Annotated in this window: 24 protein-coding genes; 4 read left to right on the top strand and 20 right to left on the bottom strand. The window is 63.5% G+C overall.

The genetic code is table 11. The features are described 5' to 3' along the window. Positions 1-2 precede the first annotated feature (2 nt). The 5 genes from AACH32_RS10605 to AACH32_RS10585 all read right to left on the bottom strand — a co-directional run bounded on the left by AACH32_RS10605 (position 3) and on the right by AACH32_RS10585 (position 5,199). Positions 3-869, bottom strand: coding sequence for an ATP-binding response regulator (locus AACH32_RS10605; RefSeq protein WP_338599002.1), 867 nt, complete (start codon positions 867-869; stop codon positions 3-5). Beyond that, positions 870-2,048, bottom strand: a complete 1,179-nt coding sequence (locus AACH32_RS10600; RefSeq protein ID WP_338599000.1) for a PP2C family protein-serine/threonine phosphatase — start codon at positions 2,046-2,048, stop codon at positions 870-872. It lies immediately after the preceding gene. 133 nt (positions 2,049-2,181) lie between these two features. Next, positions 2,182-2,493 (bottom strand): STAS domain-containing protein, encoded by a 312-nt coding sequence (locus AACH32_RS10595; RefSeq protein ID WP_338598998.1) that lies wholly within the window; start codon positions 2,491-2,493, stop codon positions 2,182-2,184. 146 nt (positions 2,494-2,639) lie between these two features. Then, positions 2,640-3,824 (bottom strand): ChaN family lipoprotein, encoded by a 1,185-nt coding sequence (locus AACH32_RS10590; RefSeq protein ID WP_338598996.1) that lies wholly within the window; start codon positions 3,822-3,824, stop codon positions 2,640-2,642. 4 nt (positions 3,825-3,828) lie between these two features. Continuing rightward, positions 3,829-5,199 (bottom strand): M23 family metallopeptidase, encoded by a 1,371-nt coding sequence (locus AACH32_RS10585; RefSeq protein ID WP_338598993.1) that lies wholly within the window; start codon positions 5,197-5,199, stop codon positions 3,829-3,831. A 132-nt stretch (positions 5,200-5,331) separates the two neighbouring features. On the opposite strand from AACH32_RS10585, the gene AACH32_RS10580 reads away from it, so the two are divergent. After that, positions 5,332-5,865, top strand: coding sequence for a gamma carbonic anhydrase family protein (locus AACH32_RS10580; protein ID WP_338598991.1), 534 nt, complete (start codon positions 5,332-5,334; stop codon positions 5,863-5,865). Positions 5,866-5,867: 2 nt separating this feature from the next. Further along, positions 5,868-6,971, top strand: a complete 1,104-nt coding sequence (locus AACH32_RS10575) for an Sfum_1244 family protein (RefSeq protein ID WP_338598989.1) — start codon at positions 5,868-5,870, stop codon at positions 6,969-6,971. Positions 6,972-7,000: 29 nt separating this feature from the next. Here AACH32_RS10575 and infA read toward each other — a convergent pair whose 3' ends face one another. Next, complete coding sequence (gene infA, locus AACH32_RS10570; RefSeq protein ID WP_338598986.1) at positions 7,001-7,219, bottom strand: translation initiation factor IF-1; 219 nt, start codon at positions 7,217-7,219, stop codon at positions 7,001-7,003. Between the two features lie 243 nt (positions 7,220-7,462). On the opposite strand from infA, the gene rpmB reads away from it, so the two are divergent. Further along, positions 7,463-7,654 (top strand): 50S ribosomal protein L28, encoded by a 192-nt coding sequence (gene rpmB / locus AACH32_RS10565; RefSeq protein ID WP_338598984.1) that lies wholly within the window; start codon positions 7,463-7,465, stop codon positions 7,652-7,654. Positions 7,655-7,752: 98 nt separating this feature from the next. On the opposite strand, the gene AACH32_RS10560 is transcribed toward rpmB, so the two are convergent. The 7 genes from AACH32_RS10560 to purM form a co-directional block, all read right to left on the bottom strand. Continuing rightward, positions 7,753-9,903, bottom strand: coding sequence for a RelA/SpoT family protein (locus AACH32_RS10560; protein WP_434062355.1), 2,151 nt, complete (start codon positions 9,901-9,903; stop codon positions 7,753-7,755). A 94-nt stretch (positions 9,904-9,997) separates the two neighbouring features. After that, on the bottom strand, positions 9,998-11,710 hold the full coding sequence (locus tag AACH32_RS10555; protein ID WP_338598978.1) for a proline--tRNA ligase: 1,713 nt from the start codon (positions 11,708-11,710) through the stop codon (positions 9,998-10,000). A 4-nt stretch (positions 11,711-11,714) separates the two neighbouring features. After that, on the bottom strand, positions 11,715-12,812 hold the full coding sequence (ispG, locus tag AACH32_RS10550; RefSeq protein ID WP_338598975.1) for a flavodoxin-dependent (E)-4-hydroxy-3-methylbut-2-enyl-diphosphate synthase: 1,098 nt from the start codon (positions 12,810-12,812) through the stop codon (positions 11,715-11,717). Positions 12,813-12,855: 43 nt separating this feature from the next. Next, positions 12,856-13,284 carry a hypothetical protein gene (locus AACH32_RS10545; protein WP_338598973.1) on the bottom strand — a complete coding sequence of 143 codons (429 nt, stop codon included), beginning with the start codon at positions 13,282-13,284 and terminating at the stop codon, positions 12,856-12,858. 10 nt (positions 13,285-13,294) lie between these two features. Then, positions 13,295-13,858, bottom strand: coding sequence for a hypothetical protein (locus AACH32_RS10540; RefSeq protein WP_338598971.1), 564 nt, complete (start codon positions 13,856-13,858; stop codon positions 13,295-13,297). Further along, positions 13,858-14,322 (bottom strand): DUF523 domain-containing protein, encoded by a 465-nt coding sequence (locus AACH32_RS10535; RefSeq protein ID WP_338598967.1) that lies wholly within the window; start codon positions 14,320-14,322, stop codon positions 13,858-13,860. Before AACH32_RS10535 ends, AACH32_RS10540 begins: the two co-directional genes overlap by 1 nt. Next, complete coding sequence (gene purM, locus AACH32_RS10530) at positions 14,319-15,365, bottom strand: phosphoribosylformylglycinamidine cyclo-ligase (RefSeq protein WP_338598964.1); 1,047 nt, start codon at positions 15,363-15,365, stop codon at positions 14,319-14,321. The genes AACH32_RS10535 and purM overlap by 4 nt, the downstream gene beginning before the upstream one ends. A 158-nt stretch (positions 15,366-15,523) precedes the next feature. On the opposite strand from purM, the gene AACH32_RS10525 reads away from it, so the two are divergent. Further along, positions 15,524-17,638, top strand: coding sequence for an ATP-dependent DNA helicase RecG (locus AACH32_RS10525; protein WP_338598961.1), 2,115 nt, complete (start codon positions 15,524-15,526; stop codon positions 17,636-17,638). Between the two features lie 64 nt (positions 17,639-17,702). Here AACH32_RS10525 and prxU read toward each other — a convergent pair whose 3' ends face one another. The 7 genes from prxU to AACH32_RS10490 all read right to left on the bottom strand — a co-directional run bounded on the left by prxU (position 17,703) and on the right by AACH32_RS10490 (position 25,291). Further along, positions 17,703-18,425, bottom strand: a complete 723-nt coding sequence (gene prxU, locus AACH32_RS10520; protein WP_338598959.1) for a thioredoxin-dependent peroxiredoxin — start codon at positions 18,423-18,425, stop codon at positions 17,703-17,705. Between the two features lie 339 nt (positions 18,426-18,764). Next, on the bottom strand, positions 18,765-19,373 hold the full coding sequence (locus AACH32_RS10515) for an endonuclease/exonuclease/phosphatase family protein (protein ID WP_338598957.1): 609 nt from the start codon (positions 19,371-19,373) through the stop codon (positions 18,765-18,767). Between the two features lie 104 nt (positions 19,374-19,477). Continuing rightward, complete coding sequence (locus tag AACH32_RS10510; protein WP_338598955.1) at positions 19,478-19,849, bottom strand: YajD family HNH nuclease; 372 nt, start codon at positions 19,847-19,849, stop codon at positions 19,478-19,480. Positions 19,850-19,882: 33 nt separating this feature from the next. Next, positions 19,883-22,258 carry a multicopper oxidase domain-containing protein gene (locus AACH32_RS10505; protein WP_338598952.1) on the bottom strand — a complete coding sequence of 792 codons (2,376 nt, stop codon included), beginning with the start codon at positions 22,256-22,258 and terminating at the stop codon, positions 19,883-19,885. 97 nt (positions 22,259-22,355) lie between these two features. Further along, on the bottom strand, positions 22,356-24,089 hold the full coding sequence (locus AACH32_RS10500; RefSeq protein ID WP_338598949.1) for an ATP-dependent nuclease: 1,734 nt from the start codon (positions 24,087-24,089) through the stop codon (positions 22,356-22,358). Between the two features lie 61 nt (positions 24,090-24,150). Next, entirely contained in the window at positions 24,151-24,897 is a 747-nt protein-coding gene (locus AACH32_RS10495) for an RNA 2'-phosphotransferase (RefSeq protein ID WP_338598947.1), read from the bottom strand. Positions 24,898-24,901: 4 nt separating this feature from the next. Then, complete coding sequence (locus tag AACH32_RS10490) at positions 24,902-25,291, bottom strand: hypothetical protein (RefSeq protein WP_338598944.1); 390 nt, start codon at positions 25,289-25,291, stop codon at positions 24,902-24,904. Positions 25,292-25,293: the final 2 nt, after the last annotated feature.

Here is a 25,293-nt window from a genome sequence, read left to right as displayed (position 1 = left end):
TGTCAATCGTTTTCGGCGGCTAGGGGGGGCCGGCGCTTGACCAGGGTTACCTGATTGCCGATCTGGTTGAAGCTCACTTCGTCCATGATGGCGTTGGCCAGGAAAATGCCCCGCCCCCTCTCGCTCATGAGGTGTTCGTTGGAAGTGGGATTGAGCAGTCCGTTGTAGTCGAAACCGGGCCCTTCGTCGCGCACCGTGGCCCGCAGCGTGTTGCCGTCCAAGTCGACGTCAACTTCCACGAACTTGTCCTCGTCCCACAGGTTGCCGTGTTCCATGGCGTTGGTGATGGCCTCGGCCAGGGCCAGCTTGACGTTGTTTTCCAAGTCGTTATCGGCAAAGCCCACGGCCACCGCGGACAAGGATATCTGATAAACCATATCCTGCACGCATCCCGGCTGGCTGGGGGAGCGCATGTAGGTGGTCTGGCGCACCGAGGGCAAGGAGCATCCCCTGGGGCGGATGCTGGCCAGGCTTAGGGTTTTGCCGATGACCTGATCCAGAATATCCAGGTTGAGCGGCTTGGCCAGGAAGTTTTCCGCGCCGGCCTTGAGGGCGTCCAACACCACGGCGGCTTCGTCGTAGCCGCTTATCATGATCACCGGCAGGCGGGGGTTCATGTCCTTGACGGCCTTGAGCAGTTGCAGGCCGTCCAGATAAGGCATGCGCACGTCGGTAATGACCAGATCACAGGCGTGGCCCCGTAAAAATTCCAGGGCCTCCCGGCCATTGGTGGAGGTGGAAACCTCATAACCTTTGGCAGAGAGCAGCTTGAAAAGCAGCTCGATGATCATGGACTCATCGTCCACGACCAAAATATGGTAATTTTCCTGGGGCAAGGCGATCGTCTCGTTGCAGACCTTTTGTGACATTTAGAAATCCATGATGATTACGGCTATGTCATCTGAAGGGTAATCTCCGTTACTCCGGTTTAGCTGGGCGGCCAATTTCCTGGTCAGTTGGCCGGCGCTCAGGTCGCGGTGTTGCCTGAGCATCTGTTCCAGGCGCTGCCTACCCTTGGGCTTGCCCTGGTCGCCGGCGGTGTCCAACAATCCGTCCGTGTACACCACCAGACGCTGGCCTTCGCGCAATGTGCAACTCCTATCACAATATTTTAACAGGGGCTGGTCTTTTGAAAACACCCCCAGGAAGGGACTGGACTGCTCCAGTGCTACCATTTCTCCCTCGGCTTCTTGCAGCAGGGGGCAGGGATGACCGGCCAGGCTCCAGCGCAACTCCTTGGTAAGAGGGGCATAACGGCCCAGAAAAGTGGTGACGAACACGTCATCCGGGGTTAGACGCAGAAGATCCTCGTTCAAGAGTCCCAGCACCGCGGCAGGGGAATGATGCTCGCTGAGGTAGCGGGGAATCAAGGCCTTGAGAATGCTGGCGGTCATGGCCGAGGCTACGCCATGACCGGAAACGTCGGCCATCACCAGACCCAGGTCTCCGCCGGGCAGCTCGAAAAAATCGAAATAATCCCCGCCCACCCCCCGGCAAGGCTGGAACCACCAGGCTGCCTGGACACCCGGAAGCCGTCTCTGCTTGGGCAGCAGGAATTGCTGGTAGCGGGCGGCCATCTCCAACTCCTCGGCCATCAGCCGGTTTTTGGCGCGCAGATCGGCCATCATGCGCCGGCTGTTGATGGCATTGCGAATCTTGAGCGGCAGCACCAGTTCCAGGTCCACCTGGCTCAGGGGCTTAACGAAATAGCCGTAGCAATCCAGGGCCAATACCTTGGCGATGGAATCCGGATCGTTCAAGGAGCTGTTGACTATAACCGGGATATCGCTGATTTCCGGGCGGGTTTCGCGCCACTTCAGGAAAGAGAAGCCGTCCATTTGGGGCATCATCAGGTCGAGGAGTATCAGGTCGATTTCCGGGTGACGGCGCAGGGCCTCGATGGCCTCCAGCCCGTGAGCGGCTTCGTGAAAACGATAGCCATGCCGGGAGAGGCCGTTGGTAAGCAAGTCGCGATAATGCGCCGAATCATCCACCACCAAAATAGAGGACGGCGGATCCCAGGCACTCTGACTCCATTGGTGGCTCATTGGTTGCGGCTCCCCCCGTCCGTTTTTTCGGATTATGGCCGCCGGCGCGAGGCAAACTTTTAGCAGCCGGTCGATGGGCCCGCGGCCAAATTTGCGCTAGGCCGGCAAGCATCGCGGCCCGGCCGGTACCGTTTCAGGGGGCCAGGGATATCTTTAAAATCTTGTCCAACTTGACCACCTTGAACATGTTGTAGATGTCCTTGGGCATGTTGTCTATGCGCACCGTGCCGCCATGCGGGGCCAAGTTCTTGTATAAGAGCAATAATTTGCCTATGCCGGAGCTGCCGATGAAGGTGACGCCGCTAAAGTCCAGGACAACCTGCTTGTACGAGGCTAAGTCCAGATCCAAAAAACGCCTTTTTACCTCTTCCGCGCCGCGTTCATCAATGTTGCCCACGATGCCGATGCGTACTTGATCGTCGTTGGCGACGACGCTAACTTCCATTATTTCTCCTGGCTTGCCTTAATCGTGCCGACATTGCGGCCGGCCACGGGGCGAACGAATCGCCCACGGCTGCCTATCTATAGCAAACCGTATGCCGAGAAGCAACGATAAATGTCAGAGTTAAAACGTAGTTAGATAGGCTAGGCCTATTTGGGCCGCGCGGTGGGGACCGGCTGGGAAAGAGTAATTTTGATGGTGATCCGCCGGCCGTCGCGCTCCAGGAGGTAGGCGTGGGGCGCAAAGGGCGCGGCCTTGATGGCGTCGTGGATGCCCTTGGGCGAGGTCAGGGGTTTGCCGTCCACCGCCAAGAGCAGGTCGCCGGGCAGTACCCCCGCCTTTTGGGCCGGGCTATCCGGGATCAGCCGCTCCACCACCAGACCGCCGTTCTTGACCCGCAGTAACAGGCCCAGGCGCGGCGGCGGGGGAGGGGCCGGCGTGGACACGGCCAACAGCTCGGCCGGTAGGTGCGTGGCCTCCAGCATGGCCTGGGCGCCTTTGGGGCTCACCGGCAGGATGATCAGGGGCTTGGCCCCGGGCAGGCGCCGGGCGATGCGCGGGGGCAGGCCTAGATCCCCGGCCAAATGGCCGGCCCCGGCCAGCACCAGGCCCCGCTTGCCGCCGTCGGGCCAGGGATACAGGCGCAGGGCCAGGTTGTGGGCCATGGTTTCGTCGCGCACCACCTGGGCCGCGAAAAAATCTTCCTGGGCCTGGGGATCTTTCACGCCGTGAAAGGCGAACTGGCGGGCCACTTTTTCGCGGTAAATCGGATCGTCCAGGTTAAGCGCCGGGGCGATTTCGGCCCGCTGCTCTGGGGTAAGGGACTTAAGGCCCTTGGCCGCTACCTGGCGTACCACGCTCTGGGGGGCGTTGAGGGCCACCAGGGTGAGGCCTTTGGCGCGCACCTCGGCAAAGATGGGGGCCGCCATCTTCCAGGGGTAGCCCCATTTTTTATCCCATTGCACCTGGGCGCGGAACTCCTCCAGGCTGATCTTGCCGGCGGACAGGGCGTCGCAAGCCGGTTGGGCCTCTTGCTCCAGCCACTCCACCCCCAACACCAGGGGGCCCTGGGCGGCCAGGGCCTTGAGCACCTGCAGTTGAATGGCGTGGTGGCCGGGGTGGTCGTGGCGCTCGCCCACCAGCACCACCCTGGCCCGAGACAGGCGCTGTTGCAACTCAGCGGGGCTCAGGGGCCGGGGATCGGGCGGGGCCAGCCAATCCCCCGGCGCCAGGGCGCGGGGCGGCGCCGGGTTCAAGCCGGCGCAACCCGCGGACAGGGCCAGCGCGAGCAAAACCAAGCCCGCCCAGCCCACGCCGCGACGCCCCAAGGACAAGTTGCTATTTCCCGGCCGGAGGCAGCGGCTGGGGCAGCCCCGCCTCCTTGAAGCGCAGCAGCACGTTGTCCTGCACCCAGTGGGGATCCCACCACTCGGTGGGCTGGACGAACACGCCGTCCACCAGCACCGAGAAATGCAGATGGTCGCCCAGGGCCAGGCCGGTCATGCCCGACAGGCCTATGACCTGGCCGCGGGCCACCTTGTCGCCCGCCTTGACCTTGAGCTCGCTGAGGTGCCCGTACAGGGTGGCCACCCCTTGTCCGTGGCTGAGGATCACGCAGTTGCCGTAGATGCCCATGTCCGCCGCGTAACGCACCATGCCGCTGGCCGTGGCCTTGACCGGGCTGCGCTCGGTGTGGGCCAGGTCTTGCCCCAGGTGCACGCTGCGGCTGACCACCTTCTTGTCCAACACGTATTCGCGGCGGTCGCCAAAGGCGGCCTTGCGCGCTCCCAGGGGGCGCTCCAGGGTGTTTTGCCATAGCTGATACGCCTGGCTGGGCTTGGACGCCTCGTGTATCTTGGCGTTGTTCTTTTGGCGCAAATCCTGATTGATCCACAGGAACTTGGCCAAGGGGGTCTGGCGGTCGGCGGGGATCTGGTCCGCGAAACGGGCGGCCACCTTGTTCATGAAAGCGTCGTTGAGGTTGATGACGTCGGTGCGGAAGTTCTTCCAGTGCACCTTGACGTTCAGAGGCAGTTTGGCCTGGTTGCCGGCCGGGTCCTGGGCCCACAGCTCTATGGCTTGGTCCTTGGGGGCGTCCTCGGGATAGGCGAAATAGCACAGCTTGGTGCCCGGCTGCTGGGGCCAGGGCGACCATCCCGTGAACACCAGGTCTCCCACCCGCACTCCGTGCTGGGAATCGGCTTCGTTTACCGTGTACACGGCCAGACCCGCGCCGCCCCGGTTGATGTGGATGATCTGGCTAAGGGAGGCCAGGCGCGGCGGCGTGGTGTCCACCATCACCTGGAACTCCTTTACCGTCATATTGCCTTTCATCCAGCTCCGCCAGGAGCGGTCCCCCGCCTCCACCACCAGGGTGGCCTGGCCTTGGCGCATTCCCATCTCCAGGGGCTTGATATCCAGCTTCAGCGTGGCCAGCGGCGCGCCGAGAACCTCGGAGGTCTGGTTGAGCAGCACGCTCTTGCGCTGCTCCTGCACCAAGGTGACCCGCACCCAGGACAGTCCGCGTCCCTGGTCGCTCACCTTGAGCGTGAGCGAGCTGCTTTTGCCCAGGTGTTTCAAGGGAGTTGCCAAAGCTATCTGGGGCGGCTCGCCTTCCAGATGGGGCCAGACGTAAAAGGCGCCGGCGCCGATGAGAACCAGGATCAAAACGAGGACTATCAGCCAAAGGCTGCTTTTTCCGCGGGCCATGTAGTGAAGCTCCCTTGCCAAGGTAGGAGTTGGTTACTGTTAAAAAAAGGTTAGGCTAGGGCAGGGGCGGTGTCAAGGATACAGGGTTTCAATCGGCTTGCCGGGGTGCACCACGGGACGTAAGATTATCGCATGATCGAATCCATCAACGGCAAAACGCCCATAGTGGACCCCAGCGCCTTCATCGCGCCGGGAGCGGTGGTCCTGGGCGACGTGGAGTTGGGTCCGCAGGTGAGCGTGTGGTACGGCTGCGTGCTGCGTGGCGACATCAACTGGATCCGGGTGGGCGCGAGAACCAACCTGCAAGACGGCTCGGTCATCCACGTGGCCCACGTGGGCCAAGGCACCATGGTGGGCAGCGAGGTGGTGGTGGGCCATCGGGTGGTCCTGCATTCGTGCACCGTGGGCGACCAGGTGCTCATCGGCATGGGCGCGGTGGTGCTGGACCGGGCCCAAGTGGGCGAGGGCTCCATCGTGGCCGCCGGGGCGGTGGTGCCGCCGGGCATGATCGTGCCGCCCGACACCATGGTGGCTGGGGTTCCGGCCAAGGTCATCCGGCCGGTCACCCCTGAGCAGCGCCAGGCCACCGTGGCCACCATGGAGCGCTACCTCAAGGCCATGGCCATGCACCAGCACATGGCCGACGACGGCGGGCGCCGGGCCTAGGCATGGGCCAGGCCGCTTCGCCGCCGCCCGGACTGCTGGAGCAGGTGCGGGCCAACTGCGCCATAGCCGACGCCTCGGTGGCCGGGCGCTTCAGCCTGTGCGGCCTGCTCTTGCGCCTGCGCAATCTCTACAAATGGGAGCAGGGCCTGCCGCCCTGGCGGGAGCAGGACACCGGCCAGGTGCTGGAGTGGGTGAGCCAGCGGGAGCAACTCTGGGAGGAGGTGCTGGAAAAGCAGCCCCAACCACTTTCCCTGGACGGCCGCAGCTACGATCCCTTTGACACCCAGGGGATCAACCAGGTGCTGGCCCCCCTGGGCCTGCACTACGGGGCCGGGGTGGTGGGCGGCGGCGCGCCGGTGTTTTTTTTGGCCCGGCAAGAGAAGACCTGGCGGGTAAACGGCCTGTTGGTGCACCAACTGGGCGAGGAGTTCACCAACGACATCCTCTTCCTGCCCGGCCTGCGCCAGGGGAGCGACATCTTCCTGCGCCAAAGCCCCTTTCCCTACCTGGTGTGGGACCTGTTGGCCGATCCCCGGCCCAGCCAGACCGCCTTCAAGCGCTTCGCCCTGGCCGCCTATGGCCGGGACTACCGCGAGGTGGTGGCCCATCCCTCCTGGGAGGCCTTGGCCCCGGTGCTGGCGGGTGAGATGGAGGCGGTGCTGTGGCACGAGATGGGCGAGGCCGGGGACGCGGCCCCGGCCCAGGAGCTGTTGGCCCGGGCCGCGGGGGAGCATCCGGGCAGCGACGTGGAGCACTTCGTGCGGGGGATCAAGGATCTCATGGCCGACTGCGGCCCCCAGGGGCGTTTGGCCCAAATCATAGCCCACCAAAGCCAAGGCGCCCTGGGCCTGTACCCGGTATGGCAGGCCGGTTTCCTCAAGCTGCTATTCCCGGAAATAGGCCCCGCGGTGCGCGCCTTCATGGACCACGGCGACTGGGACGCGGTGGAACAGGCGCGCGGGGAAGGCTGGCGCAAGGCGCGGGAGGCGGCCCAGGAGCTGGAAGAGATACTTACCGGCTACCAAGGCGCCGCGGCCCGCACCCTGGTGCGCCGGGTGGTCATGGAACCCTTGGTGGGAGCGACTTCGCCCAGGGCCGAGGATTAGGGGCCCTGGGAGCGGCCAGGCTGGGAGCGCTACTTGAGCCGGTAGGTGATGAGTCCGTGGGTGAGGTCGTAGGGAGAAACGCTGACCCGAACCCGGTCCCCCACCAGAACCTTGATCTTGAATCGCTTCATCCTGCCGCTAAGTACGGCGCGCAGGGTGTGTCCTTGTTCGGTGACCACTTCCATCTGCCCCCCGCCCAAAGTGCGGGTGACCTGGCCTTCAAGGTGGATAAGATCGTCGCGGCTCAAGCTGCCTCCTCGGTCTGAATATAAACAACACGCCGCCCGGACTCACCGCCCGGCTGCTCAGGAGTTTCCAGAGGTTACGCGGCGGGTCAACTATGCCACGGGCAAGGGGCGGCGTCAAGGCCACGGCGGGGGAGGGCTACGGAAAAATACTTGTCAACCCCTCGGGTGGTGTGTATATTTCCGACTTCAGCAAAGGGCCGGCCACTTTACGGCGCGGCCGGCGGCTTCGGGAGGAAACGAGCCATGAGCCAGGTATGCGAATATTGCGGTAAGAAGCCCCAGGTGGGCAACAACGTCAGCCACGCCCACAGGAAGACCAAGCGGCGTTTCAACCCCAACCTGCAACGCGTGCGCACCGTGGAAAACGGGCATGTGCGTCGGGTTAGGGTGTGCACTCGCTGCCTGCGCTCGGGCGTGATCAACAAGCCCGCCTAAGAACCTTACCCCAAAAATTTTGCGGAGGGCGCCTCGCGTCCTCCGCTTGCTTTTGCCCGTCCATCGGGACGCCGGCCGATGCACCCGCGCGCCCGCGTCTAATGATCCATTCTGCGCACCGACAGGATGTCCTTGAGCCCGGCTATGTCCTTGAGCACCCGGTGGAGCTGTTTGGCGTCGTGCACCTGGATGGTGAAGGTGGCGATGCCCTTGAGCTCCTCGGTGGTCTTGACCTCGGCCTCCATGATGTTGATGTCGTGCTTTTTCATCACCCCGGCCATGTCGGCCAGGATGCCCGCCCGGTCGGCGCTGATCACCTGGATGCGCACCGGCCGCACCTCTTCCTTGGCCAGGTCCCACTCCACCTCCACCCGCCGCTCGGGGTCCAGGTCGGCCACATGGTTGCAGTCGCTCCGGTGGATGGTCACCCCCCGGCCCCGGGTGATGTAGCCCACCACCTCGTCGCCGGGCAGGGGGTTGCAGCACTTGGCGAAGCGCACCAGGATGTCGTCCAGGCCCTTCACCTTGATGCCTTCCGGGGTGGGGCGGCGGCGCAAGCGCTTCAGGGAGCGCTCGATCAGCCCCGGTTTTTCCTGCTCTTCCTCGGTGGGGCGGGGCAATATCTTGTTGACGATGTGGCGCGGCGACACCTTGCCGTAGGCCACCGCGGCCAGCAAGTGCTCGCTGTCCTGAAAGGACAGATCGCTCATCACCTGAGCCAGCTTGCCGTCTTTTAGCACCGCGGCCAGGGTAAGCTTGTGCTTGCGCAACTCCTTGTCCAGGATTTCGCTGCCCAGGCTCACCGAGCGGGAGCGCTCCGACTCGCGGATGTAGGAACGTATCTTGGAGCGAGCCCGGCCGCTGACCACGAAGTTCAGCCAGTCCTTGCTGGGCTTGTGGTTGCTCTGGGTTATGATCTCCACCTGGTCGCCGGTGGCCAGTTGGCTCTTCAAGGGCACCATGCGGCCGTTGACCCGGGCCCCCACGCACTGGTGGCCCACCTCGGTGTGGATGGAATAGGCGAAGTCCACCGGGGTGGCCCCCCGGGGCAGGGCTTTCACCTCCCCGCCGGGGGTGAACACGAAGATCTCGCCGGGGTAGAGGTTCATCTTGAGCGACTGCATGAACTCGGTGGGGTCTTCCAGATCCCGCTGCCACTCCATCAGCTTGCGCAACCAGGCGAAGCGGCCCTCCTCGGCCTCGTCGCCGGCGCCTTGCTCCTTGTAGCGCCAGTGGGCGGCGATGCCTTCCTCGGCCACCCGGTGCATCTCGTCGGTGCGGATCTGCACCTCCATGCGCTGGCCCATGGGGCCAACCACCGAGGTGTGCAGCGACTGGTACATGTTGGGCTTGGGCATGCCGATGTAGTCGCGGAAGCGGCCGGGGATGGGCTTCCACACGTTGTGCACCACCCCCAGGGCCTCGTAGCAGTCCCGCAGCCGTTCCACCACCACCCGGAAGGCGATGAGGTCGTAGAGTTGGTCTATGTCCACGCCCCGGCGCTGCATCTTGCGGTAGATGCTGTAGAAGTGCTTGGGCCGCCCGTCCACGCTGCACTTGATGCCCTGTTCGGCTATCTGCTCCTGGAGCACCTGCTTCACCTCTTCGATGAAGCGCTCCCGTTCGCTCTTGCGGGTGGCCACCCCGTCCTTGATGCGCTGGTAGATGTTGGGTTCCAGGAAGTAGAGGGTCCAGTCCTCCAACTCGGCCTGCCAGCGGCGGATACCCAGACGGTGGGCCATGGGGGCGTAGATGTCGCGGGTCTCCTGGGCGATGGAGCGCTGCTTGGCCGGGGGCATGTAGCCCAGGGTGCGCATGTTGTGCAAACGGTCGGCCAGCTTGATCAGAAGCACGCGGATGTCGTTGGCCATGGCCAGGATCATCTTGCGCATGTTCTCGGCCTGCTGGGCCGTCTTGGTGGTGGTGGCGCTGATCTGGGTGATCTTGGTCACCCCGTCCACCAGGGAAGCCACCTCCGTGCCCAACAGGTTGGCCACGTCCTCCACGGTGGTGTTGGTGTCCTCCACCGCGTCGTGCAGCAGGGCCGCGCAGATGCTGGCCACGTCGGTGTGCATCTCGGCCAGCAGGGCGGCCACGGCCAGGGGATGGCTCAGGTAGGGCTCGCCCGAGCGGCGCACCTGGCCCTTGTGCACCTTGGCCGAAAACACGTAGGCCTTCTGTATGGCGCTGACGTCGGCGCCGGGGTGGTATTCCCGGACCGCGTCGATGATTTCGTTGATGCGTTGCAGGGCCAAGCGCCGGGCCTCTTGGTAAGGTTATCGTTTATCGCCGCTCATTTTACTTTTGCGCTTATGGGCCGGTTGGTCAAGCGCCACTTGCCCTCTATAGCGACCGACCCCCGCCACGCCGCACCATCTGGGCCAGGCGAGTCGCCGCCTCGGCCACGGGGACCATGTCCACGTCGCCGCTTAGGCGGTGCTTGAGCTCCACCGCGCCTTCCTTGAGGCCCTTGGCCCCCACCACCACCCGGAGCGGAATGCCGATGAGGTCCGCGTCCTTGAACTTTACGCCGGGCCTGAGGTCGCGGTCGTCCATGAGCACGTCCACGCCCGCGGCGCTGAGATCGTCGTAGAGCTTGGTGGCCGTCTCCATCACCTCGCCGTCAATGGCTAGGGGCAGCACCGCAACGGAGTAGGGGGCGATGGCCAGGGGGAAGATGATGCCCCAGTCGTCGTGGCCCTGCTCGATGGCCGCGGCCACGATGCGGGTCACCCCGATGCCGTAGCAGCCCATGATGATGGGGCGGCTCTGGCCCTCGGCGTCCAGGTATTCGGCCCCCATGGCCTGGCTGTACTTGGTGCCCAGGCGGAAGATGTGCCCCACCTCGATGCCCCGGGCAAAGGTTGGTTCCTTGCCGCAGCGGGGGCAGGGGTCGCCGGGCTCGATGATGCGCAGGTCCGCCTTGGTGGCGCCGGCCACGTCGCGGCCCAGGTGCACTCCGGTGAGGTGGGCGTCGCCCTGGTTGGCCCCCACCACCAGGGCCTCGGCCGCGTAGAGCTCCTGATCGGCGTATACCGGAATGTTCAGGCCCACCGGCCCGGTAAAGCCCACCGGCCCGCCGCTGACTTCCTGGATCACCGAAGCGGGGGCCAGCTCCAGCGCGGTCGCGCCGATGAGGTTTTTGAGCTTGATCTCGTTGAGTTGGCGGTCGCCGCGCACCATGGCCGCCACCGGCTTGCCGTCGGCCAGGTAGACCAGGGTCTTGGCCACCTGGGCCGGGCTAACCTTGAGAAAGGCGGCCACCTCCTCCACGGTGTGGGCGCCGGGGGTGTCCACCCGAACTACCTCGGCTGCGGCCTGGGGCGCCTCGCCCCGGGGCGGGGCCACCTGGGCCTTTTCGAAGTTGGCCGCCCATCCGCACGAGCATGAGGCGATGGCGTCCTCGCCGGTGTCTGCCAGCACCATGAACTCGTGACTGAAGGAGCCGCCGATGGCCCCGGAGTCGGCCTCCACCACCGCGAAGTTCAGCCCCAGGCGTTTGAAGATGGCGCTGTAGGCCTGGTGCATGGCCTGGTAGCTGGCCGCCGAGGACTCGTCGTCGGGATCAAAGGAGTAGCCGTCCTTCATGATGAACTCGCGCGAGCGCATCACTCCGAAGCGGGGGCGCACCTCGTCGCGGAACTTGGTCTGGAACTGGTAGAGGTTCAGCGGCATGTCCCGGTAGGAGCGCACCTCGTGGCGGATCAGGTCGGTGATGACCTCCTCGTGGGTGGGGGCCAGGCAAAAGTCGTGGTCGTGCCGGTCCTTGAAGCGCAACAGCTCCCGGCCGTAATGCTCCCAGCGGCCCGATTCCTGCCACAGCTCGGCGGGCTGCACGCCGGGCATCAACAGCTCCCGGGCCCCGGCCGCGTCCATCTCCTCGCGCACGATGCGCTCCACCTTGCGCAGGGTGCGCAGGCCCAGGGGCAGCCAGGTGTAAACGCCCGAGGCCAGCTTGCGGATCATGCCCGCGCGCAGCATTAGCTGATGGCTGACCACCTCGGCCTCGGCCGGGGTTTCCTTGAGGGTGGGGATGAATGCCTGAGAGAAGCGCATGTGTCTACTGCTCGCTTTGTTCTGAATTATGGTTTGAATATGTCTGGGCCGCCCGGCGAACCTCTTTCATGAACTCGTCCAAAAGGTCCGCTTCGGACACCTTTTTTATGACTTCGCCGTGGGCGAAGATGACCCCTTGGCCCCGGCCGCCGGCCAGGCCCACCTGGGCGTGCTTGGCCTCGCCCGGCCCGTTGACCACGCAGCCCATGATGGCCACGGTGAGCGGGGCCTCGATCTTGGCCAGCTCGGGCTCGGCTTTTTCCAGCAGGCCCATGAGGTCGATCTCGGTGCGGCCGCAGGTGGGGCAAGAGATGATCTCCACCCCCCGCTCACGCAGGCCGCAGGCCCTAAGGATGTGCCAGGCCGCCTCCACCTCGCGCACCGGGTCGGCGGTTAGGCTCACCCGGAAGGTGTCGCCGATGCCCTCCAAAAGCAGGGCCCCGATGCCCACCGCGCTCTTGATGGCCCCGGCCAAGAGGCCCCCCGCCTCGGTGACTCCCAGATGCTGGGGGTAGTCCGAGCGCTGGGCCCAGAGGCGGCAGGCCTCCAGGGTGGTGAGCACGCTGGAGGACTTGAGGCTCACCTTGATCTGGTCGAAGCCACGTTCCTCCAACAGGCGCACGTGGCCCAGGGCCGCCTCCACCAGGGCCGCCGGGCCGGGACCGCCGCAGCGCTCCAGCACCTCTTTGGGCAGGGAGCCGGAGTTGGCCCCCACCCGGATGGGCGCCCCGGCCGCCTGAGCCGCGTCCACCACCCGGGCCACCGCCGAGGGGCCGCCGATGTTGCCGGGGTTGATGCGCAGGGCGGCCGCCCCGTTTTCCAGGGCAACCACGGCCAAGGCCGGGTCGAAGTGCACGTCGGCGATTACCGGCAAGGGGCTGGCCTGGGTGATGGGGCCGAAGGCCAGGGCCGCCTCCATATCGGGCACCGCGCAGCGCACCAACTCGCAACCCGCCTGGGCCAGGGCCTCGATCTGAGCCAGGGTGGCCGCCGGGTCGCGGGTGTCGGTGTTGGTCATGGACTGCACCGCCACCGGCGCACCGCCGCCCACCGGCACCGTGCCGACCATGATGCGCCGAGTCTTGTCGCGGGTGTGGATCATCTCGTTTCCTTGCCGCCCTTCCTGGGCGGCCTTTGCAGGAGCCTTAGGCGAACACCTTGTCCGGAAAGGCGGCGGCCATGATAATGTCCGCTACCTGGCCGCCCGGCCCGCTCACCTGGAGCTTGCGGCCCGGAATCCGGGTCACGGTCAGGCTCTGCTCCTCGGTCAGGCCCAGGTCAAAGGCCTGAGCCGCCTCGGTGCCGTCCAGGGCGCAGATGGAGTCCCGGCGGCACACCAGGCACAAAAAAGTCTCGCCTTCCGTGCCCAGGTCTTGGCCCAGGGCGGTCACTTCTTCCGGGCTGAAGCCGAAGTGCCAGGGCGACTTGTCCTTGCTGTGCTTCAGCCACACGCGGATGGAGCCGTTGAGCAAAAAACGCCCCGCGCTAAGGGGCCGTATGCTCGCATAGGCCGGGTGCCTGATCAATAGGCTCAGGGCCGCGCCTTGGTAAAAATCTCGGGCCGCCACCGGCATCGCCGCGCTCCTAGGCCAGGCCGCCCTTGAGGAACAAGGTGCGCGAGCCTTCCAAGGCCAGGTCTATCACCCGGTCGGCGATGGCCGAGGGGTCCTGACCCTTGGCGAAGAAGCTCTTGACCACCCGCGCGGCCAGCACCTCGAAAGGCGTGCCGGCCAGGCCCTCCTGCAAACGGGCCAGGCTGCTTTCCTCATAGGGGCCCAGGGGGTTGTAGATGGCCTCTGATATGGCGGCCATCTCCTGGTCGCTGACCACGGCGGCCAGGGGCCGTAAAATCTCCACCGCAGAGGCGTGGGCCTCGCGGGCCACCAGCCGCTTAAGTTCCTGGTGCAGCTTGGCCCAATAGCCCGGCGCGGTGGCCTCGTTGATCTCAATCTTGTCCAGGGCGCAGGCCAACAGGCCGTATTGCATCTGGCCGTCCAGGGCTTGGTCCACCACCTCGCTCTGGCCCAGGGCGGTACCGCTGAAGGTGAAGTCGCGGCGCAGGGCCTCGCCCAACAGGGCGGCGATCTGGGCCGACAAGTTGTACAGGGCCTGGGCGTGTTGGGCCGGGTTGGGTTCCGCTTGGCTCATTAGCGCCTCTCGCCCCGGGCCCCGGAGCGGACCTCGCGCACGGTTATGCCCATTTGTCTGAGCAAGGCGGCCAACACGCCCTGGCCCGGCCCGCCCTGGGGATTGACCCCTTCAGGGTCCCAACCGCAGGAGGGCGAGCGGTCTTTCAAGAGGGCCAGGCGCACCCCGTGGCGGGCGCACAGTTCGGCGGCCACGCGCGCCCCCTGGGCAAAAGCCAGGCTCACGTCCCGGCCCTGGTCGTTGACCAACCGGGCTCGGCCCGCCAAGAGGTCTTCCCCCTCGCGGCCGAAGCAGGCCCCCACGAAGCGGGCCGGGGGCCGGGGGGTGCCCAGGCCGCCCAACACCTCGGGGCACAGGGCCAGCACCGGCTCACCGGCCAGCAAGCCCCGCACCTGGTCACAGCGGCTGTGGCGGCCGTCGTAGCGCACCCGGTGGCCCATGAGGCAGGCGGAGACCAGGATCACCCCCGCACCTCCACCAGGGGCTGGCCGTCCTGGCGGGGCTCGATGCGCCCCACCACAAAGGCCTGCTCGCCCTTTTCCTGGAGCAGGGCGATCACCTCGGCCGCCTGCTCGGCGGGCACCACCAGGGCCATGCCCAGGCCCCAGTTGAAGGTGCGGGTCATCTCCCGCTGGCTCAGGCCGCCGGCGTTTTGCAGCCAGGCGAACACCGGGGGCACCGGCCAGGAGCCCTCGTCGATCACCGCCCGGCAGCCCGCGGGCAGCACCCGGGGCAGGTTTTCCAGCAGGCCGCCGCCGGTGATGTGGGCCGCGGCCAAAAGATCGAAGTTGTCGCGCACCGCCAGCACCGGCTTTACGTAGATGCGGGTGGGGGTGAGCAGGGTGTGGCCCACGCTGTGCTCCAGGCCCTCGGCGGTATCGGTCACCGCCAGGCCCAGCTCCTCGAACACGATCTTGCGCACCAGGGAGAAGCCGTTGGAGTGCAGGCCGCTGCTGGCCAGCCCCACCACCACTGCGCCGGGGGTCACCCCCGAGCCGTCGATGATTTGGGGCCGGTCCACCAGGCCCACCGCGAAACCGGCCAGGTCGTACTCGCCGTCCGGATACATGCCCGGCATCTCGGCGGTCTCGCCGCCCAATAGGGCGCAGCCCGCCTGGCGGCAGCCCTGCACCACCCCGGCCAACACCGCCTCGGCCACTCCCAGTTCCAGGCGGCCGGTGGCCAGGTAGTCCAGCAGGAACAGCGGCTGAGCTCCGGTGACCACGATGTCGTTGACCACCATGGCCACCATGTCGATGCCGATGGTGTCGTGCTTGTCGGTCATGAAGGCGATCTTGAGCTTAGTGCCCACCCCGTCGGTGGAGCTAACCAACACCGGGTCGTCTCCGGCCAAACCGGCCAGGGAAAACAGGCCCGAAAAGCCACCCAGGCCGCCCAGAACCTGTTTGCTGTGGGTCGATTTGACCATCTTGCCGATATTTTTGATGAACTGGTCGGCTTTTTCTATGTCTACCCCGGCTTCGCGGTAGCGGTCGTCCTGGCTCATGGGCCCAAATCTCCTCGTGTTTAACCCGGCCTTAGCCCTCATGAAATACGCGGCTTAACCTTAGCAGAAAACCCGGTCAGCATAAAGCAGGGCCATGGGCTTGACGCGGGGCCCTCGGCAGGGCAGAAATACAGGAGTCCTTTTTTCCTGGAGATGCTTTGCAAGCCTCGGTGACCCCTTTTGATTTGCCTCTTTTGGCCTCGTCCTTGGCCGCCCTGGGCGGCGTGGGCCCGGTTACGGCCCAGCGCCTGGCCGGGAGGGGCATCAAGACCTGGGGCGACGGGCTGTTCTTTTTGCCAGCCCGCTACCAGGACCGCCGCACCCCCACCCCGGTGGCGGAGTTGGAGGAAGGCCGCCTGGCCGTGGTGCGTGGCCGGGTGAAAGGCGGCGGCCTGTTGGGCAAAAAGGGCAAGGTGTTTCGCCTGACCCTGGAGGATTCTTCCGGCCTGCTCACCTGCTTGTGGTTTCGTTTCAAACGGGCCCATTTGGAGAGTTTCGCTGCCGGTGACGAACTTTTCGCGGTGGGCGAGGTGAGCCTGGGCCAACGGGGCGAGGCCCAGATGATCCACCCCGAGCTGTACCGCGCGCCGGACGTGGGCCCGGACCACCCCTCGGTGGGGCGCATCGTGCCGGTGTATCCCGAAGTGGAAGGGGTGGGCGCGGGCACGGTGCGCCGCTTCATGGGCGAGATGCTGGCACGCAGCGCCCCGCTGATCCCCGACCCCCTGGCCGGGCTGCTGCCCGCCGATCTCTACCCTCTGGCGGCCGGCGAGGCCCTGAGCCGGGCCCACCAGCCGCCCCACGACGCCCAGCCGCTGGACCTGGACCCCCAAGAGGCGCCCTGGCGTGGGGCCCTGGCCGTCAACGAGCTGCTGTACTTCGAGCTGGGCCTGGTGCTCAAGCGCCGCCGCCGGGAGGCCTCGCCGGCCCAGGCCTTGGACCCGCCGGGCGCCCTGTTGGCCGGGATGCTGAAGGCGCTGCCGTTTGAGCTTACCCCCGGCCAGCGCGAGGCGGTGGAGCTGATCCAGGGCGATTTGGCCCAAGCCCACCCCATGGGCCGCCTGCTCTGCGGCGACGTGGGCACCGGCAAGACGGTGGTGGCAGCCGCCGCCGCCTGCCTGGCGGTGGAGGCCGGGGCCCAGGTGGCGGTGATGGCCCCCACCGAGGTGCTGGCCCGCCAGCACCTGGCCACCCTGAGCCGCTATTTGGAGCCCCTGGGGGTCGGCGTGGCCTTGGCCGTGGGCGGGGGCAACGGAGCCGATCAGGCCGCCCGCCAAGACGCCGCCCAGGGCGGAGCCCAGGTCTTGGTGGGCACCCACGCCCTTTTGGGGCAGAGGCTTTCTTTCGCCAACCTGGGCCTGGTGATCATCGACGAGCAGCACCGCTTCGGGGTGCACCAGCGGATGTCCCTGGCCGCCAAGGCCCGGAGCCCCCACTTGCTGGTGCTCTCGGCCACCCCCATTCCCCGCACCCTGGCCCTGGCCCTGGCCGGGCATTTGGAGATCAGCGACCTGCCCCAGCGGCCCCAGGGCCCCCACCAGGTGGCCACCATGCTGCTGGAGTTTGCCCACCGCAAGGCCGCGGTGGACGAGCTGGCCCGGGTGCTGGAGCGGGGTGAGCAGGCCTACGTGATCTGCCCCCTGGTGGAGGCCTCGGACAAGATCGAGGCCCAGGACGCGGTGGCCACGGCCCGCAACCTGGCCCGCTATTTCCCCCAGCATAGGGTGGAGCTGTTGCATGGGCGCATGGACGGCCCGGAACAACAAGCGGCGCTGGCCCGCTTCCGCGCGGGCGAGAGCCAAGTGCTGGTGGCCACCACCGTGGTGGAGGTGGGGGTGGACGTACCCGAGGCCACCTTGATGATCGTGCTGGGAGCCGAGCGCTTCGGCCTGAGCCAGCTGCACCAACTTAGGGGCCGGGTGGGGCGGGGAGCCAAGCCGGGACGCTGCATTTTGGTGGCCGGGCCCAACCCCGGCGACTTGGCCCAGCAGCGCCTGGCCGTGCTGGCCCGCACCAGCGATGGCCGAGAGATCGCCGAGGCGGATTTGCATTTGCGCGGGCCGGGCGAGGCCATGGGCCAGCGCCAGTCCGGCCTGCCGCCCTTCCGGGTGGCCCGCTGGGAAAAGGACGCCGAGCAGGTGCCCCGGCTGCGGGAGATCATCGCCGCATGGCTGGCCGAAGACCCGGAGCTGGCCGGTGAGAAATTGGCTCCGGTGAAAAAAGAGGCCATCCGTCGCTGGGGTCGACGGCTGGGATTGGCAGGGGAAAGCTAAAGCCACGGGGCGGCGTGGGCCCAGCCCGCCACCACCCCGTGTTGATCAAAAATTCTGTTGCGATCTAGTTGAAAGCGTCTTCCAGCTTCCACTCCTTCCACACGTTGCCCACCAGATCCTCACCGGGCGTCAGCACCGTCTTGCCGGGCTTCCAGCCGGAGGGGGTCACCTTGGTGTCGCCGCTCTCGCGCACCAATTGGAAGGCCTTGATCTGGCGCAGGGTCTCGGCAACGTTGCGGCCCACGGAGGGAGTGATCACCTCCATGGCCTGCACCACGCCGTCGGGATCGATGAGGAAGCGGCCACGCACGTCCACCCCGCCTTCGGCGTCATACACGCCAAAGGCCGCGCCCACTTGGCCCGAGCCGTCGCTGAGCATGGGGAAAGGCACGCCGCCGTCCACGATCTTGCACAGCTCATGCTCCTGCCACATTTTGTGCACAAAGGGCGAGTCCACGCTCATGGAAAGCACCTCCACCCCCAAATCCTGGAAGTCTTGGTATTTGGCGGCCAAGGCTGAAACCTCGGTGGCGCAGACAAAGGTAAAGTCGCCGGGATAGAAGCAAAGCACCACCCACTTGCCCAGGTATTCGCTCAACTGGACGGAGGCGAACTTGCCCTGGTAATAGCAGGGGGCGTTGAAATCAGGGGCCTTTTTACCGATTTGCATCATTTTAGGGGCCTCCGGAGCCGCGGGTTGGTTGGATTGTTGCGGTTGGTTTGCTTGGGGCTCTCCCACCAGACCACCGGTAGGGGTGGCGCAACCAACTGATTTTTCTTTGGGCATAAGTTCCTCTTTGCCTGGGGAGTTTGATTGGGCAGGAATAGGCTACAAAAAACCGGCCTTTTTAAAGGCTAAAGTTAGGAATCAAAGTTGTCTATTAGTTAATACCAATTAAATTAGTGAATATTAATTGGAAGGGCGCATACTCTTTTGGCGGGGTAGGGCTGAGGGGAGGGATCATAAGGTTTTTTGGGAGAGCCAGGTTGTGAGAAATTAGCCCCGGTGAAAAAAGAGGCCATCCGTCGCTGGGGTCGGCGGCTGGGGCTAGCGGAGACGGGGTGAGGTTGGAAAAGCAGCGAGGACTAATAATATCGGTTTTTGAATGGGGTTATGAACCCTAACTCACATATCCACGTCTATAATGAGCGGCCTGTGGTCGCTCAATAATGCCCAACCATCGTATGATCCAACTTCGACGGAAAGAATGTTCCAGTCGGAGGGAACAAAACAGTAATCGATATGGAATGGCTTGGAGGCACTCCAACGAAAATAAAAGGTCGGCCTTGTTTCCTCTCCATATTGCTCGCCATAGAAAGAGTGATAGGCGCTCTTTAGGCCTAAGTCCCCTTCCAATATGTTTGCCAAAGGACTGAAACCTGCCGCACTATTATCCCAAATGGCGCTGCAATTAAAATCGCCCAGCACCACACAGGGAGCCGCAGATAGAAAATCTCGATACGAGGTGAGAGCGGTTTTTAAGGAATTCATGTAGCCATGTTCTTTTCTGGTCCAAACCCCGAGGGCATGGAAATCTTGCTTTCCTGAAATTTCCAACGGGATGATCGACCACAGAACATTTTCCTTTTGGTGGCAAAACTCCACCCTGACATCGTCTCCTGGTATTACAGAAATTCCATTGTTGGGGGACGGTCCGCGCCAAATATCTGGTAGGCCCGTGGTCTTTACCTTACGCGCCTCTTGGACGATAGTCAGGTCCGGCGTGTATGCCATAACTGCGTCGCGTTTTTTCAGGTAGTCACCGCGGCAGCAATTCCAGGTGGCGATACGAATTTTGCTCTCCCAAAAATTTACTTCGGTTCGGTTTGTTGTATTTGCTACTTCTTGTCCTTGAGCAGATCGGCCAACCCGGCAAAGGCCTTGAAGGTGGTGTCCGCGCCCTTGGACTGCTCCGGGGCCGGTTCCTCGTAGGCTTGGGCCACCGCGTCGCGTTGGTGCTCGTTGTCGTGACAATAGATGCACAACAACTCCCAGTTGCTGCCGTCGGCCGGGTTGTTGTTGTGGTCGCTATCCTTGTGGTGCACGGTCAGCTCGCTCAGGCGCTTGCCGCTGAACTCCCGGCCGCAACGGCCGCACACGTGGGGGAACAGCTTCAGGGCCTGCTCCCGGTAAGACCTCTCCCGCTGGGCCCGCTCCCGCTTGGCCTCGGACACCAGATCGCCCCACTTGGAATCCCGCTCAGGTGACACCTTGCTCTCCTTGCGCAATGCGGCCGCGCCGCTCTAGAAGCTGAATCCCAGGCCAGCCCCCCAGCCGTAGTCCGAGTTCCACTGGCCCACCACCGACAGGTGGCTGGTGATCATATAGCTGAGGCCCGCCTCGGCCTCCCAAAATTCGTGGGTATCATATCTCCAATTGCCGTAAAGGGCCAGACGCGGCGTGAGGTCGAACACCTTGCCCAGCTCAACCCGGCCTCCCAGGTCGGTATCCACCCACAGGCGCGAGTCCACGTTGAAGGGGAGCAAATAGCTCACCCCGAAGATGCCCCGGGCCGTGTCCAAATCGCTCTGAGTCCCCAAAAAGTCGCCGCCGATGAACAAGGCGGTGAAGCGGTTCAAGTGGTAGTCCCAGGTGGGGATCAGCTCCCATTCGGTGTCCTCCACCTTTTGCCAGCCCACCTCCCATTCCAGGGACAGCACGTTGCGGGTGGAGGCCAGGCTGGCCACGCCCTCGCTCATGTTGCTCAAGAGCGAGCCCTCGATCATGGGGTACCAGGACTCGCGGTACAGGTTGGGGCGCACGGCCATGACGTCCGGCGGCGGGGTGAAGCCCTGGTAGTGCACCAGCCGGGCCATGCCCGCTTTCATGTGGTAGAGCAGGTGGCAGTGGAAAAACCAGTCGCCCTTTTCGTTGGCGTCGAACTCGATGACCGTGGTGGACATGGGGGTCACGTCCACGGTGTGCTTGAGCGGCGCGTAATCCCCCTGGCCGTTTATCACCCGGAAGAAGTGCCCGTGCAGATGCATGGGATGGTGCATCATGGTGCGGTTGATCATGATGAAGCGCACCACCTCGCCCTGCTTGATCAGGATGTCGTCCTGCTCCGACAGGGGGCGGTTGTTGATGAGCCACACGTAGCGCTCCATGTTGCCGTCCAGGGTCAGGCGGATGGTGCGCACCTTGCGGTCGGGGGCGAACGCGGTGGAGTGGGTGGCCTTTAGCTGGGCATAGGGCGGCCAGGGCCGCTCGGGCGACACGCCGTCGTGGGCCAGGCTGGGCGAGGAAGCCACATCGCCGCCCAGGAAGGCGAAGTCATAGGCCCAGCGGGTGCCGCTGGGCGGCGGGGTAGGGGCCATGGCCATGGCGCTTGGCGAGTGAGCCATCTTCATGGGAGCGGCTTGGGCGCCCATCTTCATGGGGGCTGCGGTGTCGCCCATCTTCATGCCCGCCTCGCCGGCCTTTGGCATGTCCATGCTGTCGTGACCCGTCATGCCGGGCATGGCCGCGCCATGGCCCATGTCCATGCCGCCCATTCCGCCCATCATGCCGGGGTGATCGAACTTGCCCGCCTCCACCATAGCGTCGCTCATGCCCATGCTGCCCGCCGGGGTCAGGGCCAGCACCTTGCCCAGGGTCGGCTGGCCCATGGTGTAGTAGAGGTTGGGCCGAGGCACCGTGGGGGCGGGGTGGGGCGTGCCCTGGTCCAGCCACAGCGAGGCCCAGGAGGAGCCGTCGTGGGCCGTGGCCCGCAGCTCGAAGGAGCCGCCCTGGGGCACGGTCACCAGCACGTCGTAGGTCTCGGCCACCCCGATGAGCAGGCGCTGCTGCTTGAGCGGCTGCACGTCCTGGCCGTCGGCCGCGATGATGGTCAGGGGGCCGCCCGCGAACTCCAGGTGAAAGAAGGTGGTGGAGGAGCCGTCGATGATGCGCAAGCGAATGGTCTCGCCGGGCTGGGCCGGAGCCTGGCTCATGGGCTTGCCGTTGGCCAGGAAGCGACCGTAGGCCACGTCGGAGATGTCCATGGGCGGCATGCGCCCCATCTCGCGCTGCAGGTAGTCGCCCAGCATGCCCAGGGAGGCCGCGCCGAGAAGGCTCTGCTTGGAGCCCTTGGCCTGGGAGAACCACTCGCTGCCCCGCTTGAGGGTGTGCATGACGTAGTCGGGGTCGTGATCGGTCCAATCGGAGAGCACCACCACCATCTCCCGATCGGCAACGTGCTTGGCATGAAGCGGCTCGATGACGATGGAGCCGTAGACCCCGCGCTGCTCCTGCAAGCGGGTGTGGGAGTGGTACCAGTAGGTGCCGCTCTGGCGGATGGGGAACTCGTAGGTAAAGGTGGTCCCGGCCGCGATGGGCGGGAAGCTGATGTCCGGCACGCCGTCCATGCCCGGCGGCACCAGCACCCCGTGCCAATGGATGGAGGTGTTCACGTCCATGTGGTTGCGTACGTGGATGCGGGCCGTGTCGCCTTCCACAAAGCGCAAAGTGGGGCCGGGGATGCCCCCGTTGACGGTCATGGCCTCCACCGGATTGCCGGTGAGGTTAACCTGCTCTTTGGCGATGGTCAGGGTGTATTCGCGCACCGCCGCCCCAGCGGGGGCGCATAGCAGTAGGGAGGCCAGTAAGAGGCCGAGCAATATGCGGGGCAGGTGGCGCATGAATGACTCCTAAGATGGTAGTCATTCAAGTATGAGATGGGGAGGCGAAGGGTGTCAAACCAGAGTAAACCCACGACAAGGCGATGTCATGGGATTTTTAGTCCTCTATCTCCCATGCCTCAGGAGGCGCAGGCTTCGTTTCACTGACCCAGTCTTTTACTCTAACTTTTAGCTCGTTATAGCTCGAATAAATCCCAGCATGATCGCATTTGCTGGGCTCATGAATGATGTTGAGGAGTTCAGCAAATTTTGGTGACGCTTGAAATTCAGCACTCCTTACCTTAGAAATAGCATGATATGGCTTGTTACTTTTTATCTTTTCCCCAAAATAATATCCTTCAAAGTCAGGAATGTGAGCTAACAAGCTGCATGGTGGTAGTTTGCCATCACGGAACCCAACCACTTCCGCAATACGTTTATTAATTGTCCACATGCCACTGGCGATCCATTTTCCTGATCTCTGCACTTTGGGAGAGTCTGTATCGTGAATAATTGTATAGGGAGTACCGAATTGATTAAGAATTTTAGCAAATAGCGGTATGTTTGGCTTTCCCATACAATTTACTACATGACACCAATGGCCACTATCGCCATTATCTTGAGACATCAGGTAGGTAAATATGGCATGTTCTGTTTCGCCTTCAACTAGTAATACCGTATCAGCGAAGAAAAATTCTGCAACTGTGGGATGGCAAGACCGTACCATTCGCAGCTGTTCTCGGTCATCTTCCGAAAAATTCGCGTCGCTAGAACGAAACACTCTAGGTGATCCGAATGTTTTTTTCTCAATTCTGAGAATTGTTGTATGAGGCTTTGAAACATCAATAAAAATTGGCGAGTGTGTGCATGTCATTACTTGCCATTCAGCGATTTCTGCTAATTGATATAAAGCGTCACGTGCACTTCGTATCATTGGAGGGTGTAAAAAAGACTCTGGTTCCTCGATTAATAAAATTCTCTGCCTTTCTGGCGGAATGGCCGTTTTCTTTTGTTTTACTTTGCCCATCTCAGCCAGAGTGCCAAGGGATGACCACAAGAAAGTCCGCCGCATGCCCGCCCCTTGGTGGCTAAGAGGTATAGAGTCTTTATCAGGTTCACTTATGCGAATATGGCTTCCAGTACTGATTATTTTATCTGGATCTATTTTCCCGATCGATTGTTGGAACTCCACTTTGTGCCCTGGGAAAATTGGATTAATTTTATTTGTTATATTTTTGCATACATCATCAAGGTCTTCCTGTACCTCTTTTACAAAGCTATCTGCAAGAGATTGCAACTCGGAGAGAACTTTATTTGCCTTTGTTCCATCTTTCTTAAGTGCAGCTTTCGCAGCAGATGTGAGAATATCAATTATTTGCTTTTCTGTAATTTCGTGATCATCTGTTGGCTTGATTCGTAACGGAACAGGTATTCTACTTGTAATTAAAGTATCCCAGCCTCCCATGCCACCCTTAACCCATTCGCCTTTTTCTGGATTCCAGGAATATTTTAACCCGCCTTGCTCGGGATTTGCCCATTCCCATTTTAATTTCATTGCATGACCGAATTGAGTATCTTGATATTCCCATTTGCTACTAAGTGCTTCTCTGTCGTCGTCAGTTATTTCGGTAAAGATGCCTATTATTTCGACTGTGTTATGTGGGTCTTCATTATGGAATGATTTTACTGGTAATGCTGCGCCTGTATTTGCAAAAGCCTCGTATGCGTCAAGGACTGATGATTTTCCGCTATTGTTCGGTCCAATTAAGACCACGATATCATCTATGGGAACCGTGATCCCAGGTTCGCCAATACCTGCGAAATTAGTTATAGTCAAAGCTTTAAGTTTCATTGTCCCCCCCCTTAGACTATAAATTGCTCATGGAAGCAACCATTCGTAGAATCGCCTAGGATCACTTCCCCCGCCGATCCTTACGGCGCTCCCTCTTCCAGGGGATGTCCTTGGTGATGCCCTTGCGCTTGTAGGGCTTCTCCACGTCGTCCGGGTCTACCAAAAACGAGCCGGGCATGGAATCCGCCGCGGGCATGGCCGGTCCGGCCGGGGCTGGCTTGGGCTTGGCCGGTTTCTTGGGGATGACCGTTTCTTCGATGGGAGGGCCCATGAGGCAGGCGGCCGGAGCCCAGGCGCAGAGGAAATACTCGCCCCAGGCCGGGAACAGAGCTCCCTGGTCCGAGGCCTGGTGGGCCTGCACGGTGATCAGCACCGGCTCGGAGTCGCGCCGCTCCCCCAGCCTGAGGGCCGCCTCGGGGGTGGCGGACAAGATCCAGGGGCGGCCGTCGTGGGTCTCTTCCAGGCCCCGGCGCTTGAGCACCGGCCAGGCCTTGCGCCGGGCCCCCAGATAGAGGTGGGCCGGGGGGGCCGCGCCGTAGTCGGGCGGCTGAAAGCTACGCTCGCTCACCCGGATGCGCTTGTCATCCAGTTCCACCAGCTCCGGGACCAGACGGGAGGCCGCGTCGTTCAGCATGCCCTGGCGCAGGTGCTTCCAGCCCTCCTCCTGGTGCAGGGCGGCCAAGAGCTCCTTGACCGGTACCCAGCCCTCGTCGTCGGGCAACAGGGCGAACTCGGCCGGGGCCACGCCCAGGGCGTAGCGCAGGATGCGCACCAGGTTGTCTTCTTTTTGGGATTGCCTACGAGCCAAGGCTTTAGCGCACCTTTTGGGTGACTCCCTGGGGAGTGACCAGGTAATGCACCACGCCCTGGGGATGCCACACCAACACCTTCCAGGCCTGGGGGTGGTTGTCCAGGACCTTGACCTCGATGGGCGCCGGGGCCTTGAGCTCCTTGGCCAGGATTTCGCCGGGGTTCTGAGCGGGGGCCACGGGCGCGGCCGGGGAGGTCTGGTCGGTGGGCGCGGCCTGCGCGGAGGGAGGCGGGGTCAATATCTCGTAGACCTGCTGGGCCACCTTGAGGGCCTGCTGGTCCATGTCGTCTATCTGGCGCTGGTAGTGGGCCCCCAGGAGTATGAGCACGATGCAGATGGCGCTTACCAGGGCGATGGCTTCGGAGCTGATAAGGCCGCGCAGGCGTCTCACGT

This window comes from Desulfoferula mesophila (genome assembly GCF_037076455.1).
Classification (GTDB): domain Bacteria; phylum Desulfobacterota; class Desulfarculia; order Desulfarculales; family Desulfarculaceae; genus Desulfoferula; species Desulfoferula mesophila.
This window is presented reverse-complemented; position numbering and strand designations above follow the sequence as displayed.

Bases quoted from the DNA above. Each gene is read 5' to 3' on its own strand.
- AACH32_RS10605 (WP_338599002.1), bottom strand. From the start codon at position 869: ATGTCACAAAAGGTCTGCAACGAGACGATCGCCTTGCCCCAGGAAAAT.
- AACH32_RS10600 (WP_338599000.1), bottom strand. From the start codon at position 2,048: ATGAGCCACCAATGGAGTCAGAGTGCCTGGGATCCGCCGTCCTCTATT.
- AACH32_RS10595 (WP_338598998.1), bottom strand. From the start codon at position 2,493: ATGGAAGTTAGCGTCGTCGCCAACGACGATCAAGTACGCATCGGCATC.
- AACH32_RS10585 (WP_338598993.1), bottom strand. From the start codon at position 5,199: ATGGCCCGCGGAAAAAGCAGCCTTTGGCTGATAGTCCTCGTTTTGATC.
- AACH32_RS10580 (WP_338598991.1), top strand. From the start codon at position 5,332: ATGATCGAATCCATCAACGGCAAAACGCCCATAGTGGACCCCAGCGCC.
- AACH32_RS10575 (WP_338598989.1), top strand. From the start codon at position 5,868: ATGGGCCAGGCCGCTTCGCCGCCGCCCGGACTGCTGGAGCAGGTGCGG.
- rpmB (WP_338598984.1), top strand. From the start codon at position 7,463: ATGAGCCAGGTATGCGAATATTGCGGTAAGAAGCCCCAGGTGGGCAAC.
- AACH32_RS10555 (WP_338598978.1), bottom strand. From the start codon at position 11,710: ATGCGCTTCTCTCAGGCATTCATCCCCACCCTCAAGGAAACCCCGGCC.
- ispG (WP_338598975.1), bottom strand. From the start codon at position 12,812: ATGATCCACACCCGCGACAAGACTCGGCGCATCATGGTCGGCACGGTG.
- AACH32_RS10545 (WP_338598973.1), bottom strand. From the start codon at position 13,284: ATGCCGGTGGCGGCCCGAGATTTTTACCAAGGCGCGGCCCTGAGCCTA.
- AACH32_RS10540 (WP_338598971.1), bottom strand. From the start codon at position 13,858: ATGAGCCAAGCGGAACCCAACCCGGCCCAACACGCCCAGGCCCTGTAC.
- purM (WP_338598964.1), bottom strand. From the start codon at position 15,365: ATGAGCCAGGACGACCGCTACCGCGAAGCCGGGGTAGACATAGAAAAA.
- prxU (WP_338598959.1), bottom strand. From the start codon at position 18,425: ATGCCCAAAGAAAAATCAGTTGGTTGCGCCACCCCTACCGGTGGTCTG.
- AACH32_RS10515 (WP_338598957.1), bottom strand. From the start codon at position 19,373: ATGGCATACACGCCGGACCTGACTATCGTCCAAGAGGCGCGTAAGGTA.
- AACH32_RS10505 (WP_338598952.1), bottom strand. From the start codon at position 22,258: ATGCGCCACCTGCCCCGCATATTGCTCGGCCTCTTACTGGCCTCCCTA.
- AACH32_RS10500 (WP_338598949.1), bottom strand. From the start codon at position 24,089: ATGAAACTTAAAGCTTTGACTATAACTAATTTCGCAGGTATTGGCGAA.